The 6,477-nt window shown below is 66.9% G+C and carries 7 protein-coding genes; 5 read left to right on the top strand and 2 right to left on the bottom strand.

The features are described from left to right. The first annotated feature begins 333 nt into the window (after positions 1-333). The 3 genes from RIN18_RS17025 (at position 334) to RIN18_RS17015 (ending at position 2,645) form a co-directional block, all read left to right on the top strand. Positions 334-873 carry a hypothetical protein gene (locus RIN18_RS17025; protein ID WP_309105171.1) on the top strand — a complete coding sequence of 180 codons (540 nt, stop codon included), beginning with the start codon at positions 334-336 and terminating at the stop codon, positions 871-873. A gap of 248 nt (positions 874-1,121) precedes the next feature. After that, a complete protein-coding gene (locus RIN18_RS17020; protein ID WP_309105170.1) occupies positions 1,122-1,685 on the top strand; it encodes a hypothetical protein in 564 nt (187 codons plus the stop codon). A gap of 30 nt (positions 1,686-1,715) precedes the next feature. Continuing rightward, positions 1,716-2,645, top strand: coding sequence for a 5'-3' exonuclease (locus RIN18_RS17015; RefSeq protein WP_309105169.1), 930 nt, complete (start codon positions 1,716-1,718; stop codon positions 2,643-2,645). Positions 2,646-2,651: 6 nt separating this feature from the next. Here the strand turns inward: RIN18_RS17015 and RIN18_RS17010 are convergent, their stop codons facing one another. Then, positions 2,652-3,638, bottom strand: a complete 987-nt coding sequence (locus tag RIN18_RS17010) for a PHP domain-containing protein (protein ID WP_309105168.1) — start codon at positions 3,636-3,638, stop codon at positions 2,652-2,654. Between the two features lie 8 nt (positions 3,639-3,646). Then, on the bottom strand, positions 3,647-4,711 hold the full coding sequence (gene trpD / locus RIN18_RS17005; RefSeq protein ID WP_309105167.1) for an anthranilate phosphoribosyltransferase: 1,065 nt from the start codon (positions 4,709-4,711) through the stop codon (positions 3,647-3,649). Positions 4,712-4,893: 182 nt separating this feature from the next. On the opposite strand from trpD, the gene RIN18_RS17000 reads away from it, so the two are divergent. Then, a complete protein-coding gene (locus RIN18_RS17000) occupies positions 4,894-5,523 on the top strand; it encodes a heme-copper oxidase subunit III (RefSeq protein WP_309105166.1) in 630 nt (209 codons plus the stop codon). Between the two features lie 20 nt (positions 5,524-5,543). Then, entirely contained in the window at positions 5,544-6,347 is an 804-nt protein-coding gene (locus tag RIN18_RS16995; RefSeq protein ID WP_309105165.1) for a cytochrome c, read from the top strand. Positions 6,348-6,477 lie beyond the last annotated feature (130 nt).

Raw genomic sequence — 6,477 nt, 5'->3', positions numbered from 1 at the left:
AACTTCAGGGTCTTCTCGACCGCGGCCAGGAAGTCCTCAGCAGATCCGATGTCGTTGATGGCGACCTGCTTGGTGGCCGGGGCGGTCGTTGCGGTAGTCATGTAGTGGGTTGTCCTTGTTGGATGGAACTCGGGCTGGAAGCGACGGCCGCGCACGGCCGACATGGTGCTTCACAGCGAATGGATGGGGATTGCTTGTCACGAACGCGCGCGTGTACACGCCACGAGTGACGACTCAGAATATCAGATGACGGACGCCTGTGACCACGCCGGTTTCATCGAGGGCTGTGGATAAGTCAGACGGATGCCGCGGCGTTCGCGTTACCGTGTCGAGGTGAATCTCCTGCGGACCGCTCCGACCCCCGTCGTCGCTCTCGGAGTGCTCGCTCTGGCGGGGGCACTGCTGGCCGGCTGCTCCCCTGCGCCCGAGCCGACTCCCACCCCGACGGCCGCATTCGCCTCGGAGGAGGAGGCGTTCGCTGCGGCGGAGGAGACGTACCGGGCGTACATAGACGCGTTCAATGCCGTCGACCTTCAGGACCCGAGCACGTTTGAGGTGATTCATGCCCACACCACGGGCGACTACCAAGCCGATGAACGCAGACAACTTTCGGAGCTGAATGCGGAGGGCTATGTGAGAACTGGGGCGATTGTCGTCACTGAATTCACAGGTGTGAGCGCGGAGGGCTACCAGGTTGTCGCCCGAACTTGCGAGGACGTCAGCAACGTCGACTTTCGCGACGCGACTGGTTCCTCCCTCGTCGATCCCGACCGGCCATCGACTTATGCTTTGGAGGTCACCTTTCAAGCGTCGGACGGCGAGTTGCGAATCTCCGAGGTGGAGGCGGCCGAGGAGCCATCGTGCACCGGTTAGCGAACGCGCTCCTAGTCATCCCGCTCCTACTTGCTCCACAAGCGGGTCCGCCAGGCATGGTCAAGACGTGCACAGCGATTGATCGGGCGACCGGGAACTGCGGCGTTACGAATGACGGTACGTCCATCACGATCGGCGGCCAGAAGACGACGCCGGGCGCCGACCCGGGAACCACGACACCGATCGGCAATGACATCCCCGAAGGCGATGCCGGTCCTCCACCCCGGGAGTTCGACTTCGAGACGTGCATGCGCAGTTGGAGCTTCATCGACTGCTACCGCCGCGCCGAGGAGGCCGCACCCGTCGACGAAGAAGATGACCCCGGCCTCCCGCCGATCACGATCGCCGACCTCGCGCAGTTCACGCCCGCTCCATCGCTTCTGGCCGGAGAGCCGGACAACGTGGGCATCGCCGGGATGCCGACGAACTTCGTCGCCACGGCATCCGTCACGACCCAGTCCGGCTCGCTGTTCGGCTTTCCCGTGACCGTCCGCTTCACGCCGGCCTCATTCGAGTTCCACTACGGCGACGGCTCCAGCGCGACGACCACCACCGGTGGCTCGAGCTGGGAAGCTCTCGGTCAAGCGCAGTTCACCCCCACGGCGACGAGCCACGCCTACGCCGAACGAGGCACCTACAACGCCGATGTCGACGTTCGCTACACCGCGGAGGTCGATTTCGGCGTCGGATGGTTCCCCGTCGCCGGCCAGCTCATCGCCGACGGTCCGGCACAGGAGATCCGCATCTTCGAGGCGCACACGGCGCTCGTCGCATACACCTGCGATCAGAAGCCGTCATCCGCCGGCTGCTGAACGCTGGTGCTCAGCTGCCAGACTGTGTCCATGACCCGCGCCGACCGTCTAATGCTGCTCGACACCGCGTCCCTGTACTTCCGCGCCTTCTACGGTGTGCCCGACAAGGTCAAAGCGCCCGACGGCTCGTCGGTGAACGCCGCCCGAGGACTCCTCGACATCGTCGCGAAGCTGGTCACCCTCTACCGCCCGACCCATGTCGTGGCCTGCTGGGATGACGACTGGCGTCCGCAGTGGCGCGTCGACCTCATCCCCAGCTATAAGAGCCACCGCGTGGTCGAGGTCGTGCCCAGCGGCCCCGATGTCGAAGAGGTTCCTGACCCCCTCGAAGCGCAGATCCCCCTCATCCGGCAGTCGCTCGCAGCTCTTCGCATCCCGATCATCGGTGTCGCCGAGCACGAGGCCGACGACGTGATCGGCACCCTCGCCACGCGCGCCACCATGCCGGTGGACATCGTCACCGGCGACCGCGACCTCTTCCAGCTCGTCGATGACGTACGCGACGTGCGTGTCATCTACACCGCCAAAGGCATGAGCAACCTCGAAACCGTCACCGAGGCGACCGTCGTCGGAAAGTACGGCGTGCTCCCCTCGCAGTACGCCGACTTCGCCACCATGCGCGGCGACGCGTCCGACGGACTTCCGGGCGTCGCGGGAGTCGGCGACAAGACGGCCGCCACGCTGCTCCAGGCCCACGGTGACCTCAACGGCATCCGGGCTGCTGCGGCTGCCGGAGAGGGAATGAGCGCCGGGGTCGGCGCGAAGATCCTCGCGGCATCCACCTATCTCGATGTCGCCCCGACCGTCGTCGCCGTCGCACGAGACCTCGACATCACCCCTCCCGGGATCGCACTGCGCGCCCTCGACCCTGCCGAGGCGGATGCCGCCACAGCGCTCGCCGAGCAGTGGAACCTCGGCTCCTCCATGACCCGAGCGGTCGCTGCGATCTCGGCGGACTGACCCCGCTCAGTCCGCCCAGGCCCGCAGGCGTTCCAGGCCCCACGTGGTCACGATCCGTGCGGCGGGAACGCCCGCGCTCTCCGCCCGCTCGGCCCCGTGGTCCAGCAGAGACAGCTGCCCCGGTGCATGTGCGTCCGAGTCGATCGAGAACAGGCATCCGGCATCCAGCGCGATGGCGATGAGCTCATCGGGCGGATCCTGTCTCTCCGGCCGGGAGTTGATCTCGACAGCCACACCGTTCGCGGCGCACGCGGCGAAGACCGCTTCGGCATCGAACTCCGATGCGGGTCTCGTGCCACGACTGCCCTCCACGAGGCGCCCCGTGCAGTGACCGAGCACGTTCACTCGCGGGTTGGACACCGCAGCGATCATCCTCGCGGTCATCGCCTTCGCGTCCATGCGCAGTTTGGAATGCACCGAAGCGACGACGATGTCGAGTTCGCGCAGCAGGTCGTCCTCCTGGTCGAGCGTTCCGTCTTCGAGGATGTCGACCTCGATCCCGGCGAGGAGGGTGAACCCGTCACCGGATTCGGCCCGCACGAGCGGGATCTGCTCGCGCAGACGTTCCGCCGACAGCCCACGGGCGACCCGCAGACGCGGCGAATGATCGGTGATCGCCTGGTACTCGTGTCCGAGCGCGCGCGCCGCCTTCGCCATCACCGCGATCGGCGTCGTCCCGTCCGACCAGTCGGTGTGCGCATGGAGGTCTCCGCGCAGCTTTGCTCGCAGCGCCGAGACCCGCTCCGGTTCCACGTCGCCGCGGAGCTCGACAAGGTAGTCCGGCACCTGCCCCGACTGCGCCTGCCGTATCACCGCGAAAGTGGACTCACCGATGCCCTTGGCGGCACGAAGCCGCACCGGGTCGTCGCGCACCTCGTCATCGAGCGCCTGCAACGTCGCCGCCGCCTGACGGAATGCCTTCGCTCGATACCGCGACGCCCGCTCGCGCTCCAGCAGAGAGGCGATCTCGAGCAACGCGTCGACGGGATCCACTGTGCCTCCTAGGTCGTGGCCAGTTCGCGGGAGACGGCCACCCATTCGTCCAGTTTCGCAGCGGCGCGACCGTCGTCGACAGCTGCCGCGGCCCGAGCGTATCCCTCTCGGAGGCGCTCGAGGATGGGGCGCTGCACCTGCGCGGCATCCTGCGACAGCTCGAAGGCGACGATGCCGGCGGCGGCGTTGAGCAGCACGATGTCGCGCACCGGACCCGCCTGGCCCGACAGGGTGCGTCGAAGCACGTCGGCATTGTGCTCGGGCGGGCCGCCGACGAGGTCGGCGAGATCAGCGAGGGGGATGTCGAGGTCGCGCGGGTCGAGGTCGTGCTCGTGGATGTCACCACGGGTCACCTCCCAGATGCGACTGTGCCCCGTGGTGGTGAGCTCATCGAGGCCGTCATCACCACGAAACACGAGCGCCGTCGCACCCCGTGTGCGGAAGACGCCGGTGATCAGCGGCACGCGCTCGAGATGCGCGACGCCCACGGCGTTGGCCTCCGCCCGGGCCGGATTGCAGAGCGGCCCGAGCATGTTGAAGACGGTGGGGACTCCGAGCTCGGCGCGCACGGCGCCGGCGTGCCGGAATCCGGGGTGGAAGGCCGCGGCCCAGGCGAAGGTGATCCCGGTCCGGTCGAGCACGGAGGCGACCGCCTGCGGGTCGAGGGAGAGCTCGAGACCGAGCGCGCCGAGGACGTCCGAGGACCCGGATGCCGAGCTCGCCGCCCGGTTGCCGTGCTTGACGACCGGGATGCCGGACGCTCCGATGATGATCGCGGCGGTCGTGGACACGTTGACCGTACCGACGCGGTCACCGCCGGTGCCGACGATGTCGAGCACGTTCGGCGACACCGGCAGCGGGACGGCTGCTTCGAGGATCGCGTCTCGGAAGCCGACGATCTCGTCGATCGTCTCGCCCTTGGCTCGCAGGGCGACGAGGAAGCCCGCCAGCTGCGCCTCGCTCAGCTTTCCCTGCATGACTTGGCGCATTGCCCAGGTCGACTCCCACACGCTGAGGTCGCGGCGCTCCAGCAGCGAGGTGAGCACATCGGACCAGGTCAGCGATTCAGCCATGTGTGCGATCCTATCGGCGCGCAGCGGGCCCGACCGCCGCAGCGGTCGCGGCCGGCATCCGCTGTTTCCCGCCGATCCATGATGTATTCGCAGCGTCTTCTTAGGCTCCCCTAAGTCGCGGACCCCCGAATCGGGTCCCGCCGGTGCGAGAATCACCCCTTCGGATCGGCCATAATGGAAGGGTGACGACCTCAGCGACGTATGCCCAGGCGGCGAGAACCATCAAGCGGCCCAACCCGGTAGCTGTCGGCACCATTGTGTGGCTCGGCAGCGAGGTGATGTTCTTCGCGGGACTGTTCGCGATCTACTTCACTCTCCGCAGCACCTCCCCCGAGCTCTGGGCTGAGCGTACAGAGCTTCTGAACGTTCCGTTCGCGGCGATCAACACCGCGATCCTGGTCCTGTCCTCCTTCACGTGCCAGATGGGCGTCTTCGCGGCCGAGCGTCTGCAGCCCTACACCACGAAGAAGCGCGGGATGCTCGGCTGGGGCATGGTCGAGTGGTTCTTCCTCACCTTCGCGCTCGGTGCGATCTTCGTCTCCGGTCAGGTCTGGGAGTACGCGCAGCTCGTCGCCGAGGGCATGCCGATCAGCGCGGACTCGTACGCCTCGGCGTTCTACCTGACCACGGGCTTCCACGCACTGCACGTCACCGGCGGACTCGTCGCATTCCTCCTCGTCATCGGACGCGCGTACGCCGTCAAGAACTTCACGCACAAGGAGGCGACCTCCTCGATCGTGGTGTCGTACTACTGGCACTTCGTCGACGTCGTCTGGATCGTGCTGTTCCTCGTTATCTACTTCCTGAAATAAGAGCGGAGCTGATCCCCGAGATGGCACGAGAGAAGAAGCGCCGCTCCAGCGGTCGTCGCAGTCCCCTTGCTGCGGCCGCACTCATCGGAGCAGGACTGATGATCACCGGCGCCGTGTACGCCGGTGCGTCCGCCGCGTTCGCCGCGACCGACACGCAGGCGTCGGTGTCCACCCAGCTGACCGTCGAAGACGGCGAGAAGCTGTTCCAGGCGAACTGCGCCACCTGCCACGGGCTGGATCTGCAGGGCACGCCCAACGGGCCGAGCCTCTACGGAGTCGGCGAGCTGGCGACCGAGTTCCAGGTCGCCACCGGTCGGATGCCGCTGCAGATGCAGGGACCGCAGGCACCCCAGAAGGAGCCGCAGTTCACACAGGAGCAGATCGAGGCGATGGCGTCGTACGTCCAGTCGGTCGCCCCGGGGCCCAGCTACCCGGATGACCACATCCTCGACGGTGAAGGCGATGTCTCGCGAGGCGCCGAGCTGTTCCGCGTGAACTGCGCGATGTGCCACAACGTCGCCGCGGCCGGCGGCGCTCTCACCGAGGGCAAGTACGCCCCGGCCCTGACCGAGACCAGCGCGCTGCACATGTATGCCGCGATGGTCACCGGTCCGCAGAACATGCCCGTCTTCGGCGACATGAACCTGTCGGACGAGGACAAACGCGACATCATCTCGGCTCTGCTCTTCCAGCAGGAATCCGTGCAGCCGGGCGGTGCCTCGCTCGGCTCGCTCGGACCGGTCTCCGAGGGCCTGTTCATCTGGATCTTCGGCATCGGCGCGCTGGTCGCCATCACCGTGTGGATCACGGCGAAGTCCAACTGACGCTTATTCATCGAAGAGGAACGTACGAGGAGCACCATGGCACACGACGACGACTCGCAGGGCGACCGCGACATGATCGCGGTCGCGATTGAGACCAGGAAGCTGAACGACGGCGGACTTCATGACGTAC

This window comes from Microbacterium sp. (genome assembly GCF_031179285.1).
GTDB lineage: Bacteria > Actinomycetota > Actinomycetes > Actinomycetales > Microbacteriaceae > Microbacterium.
This window is presented reverse-complemented; position numbering and strand designations above follow the sequence as displayed.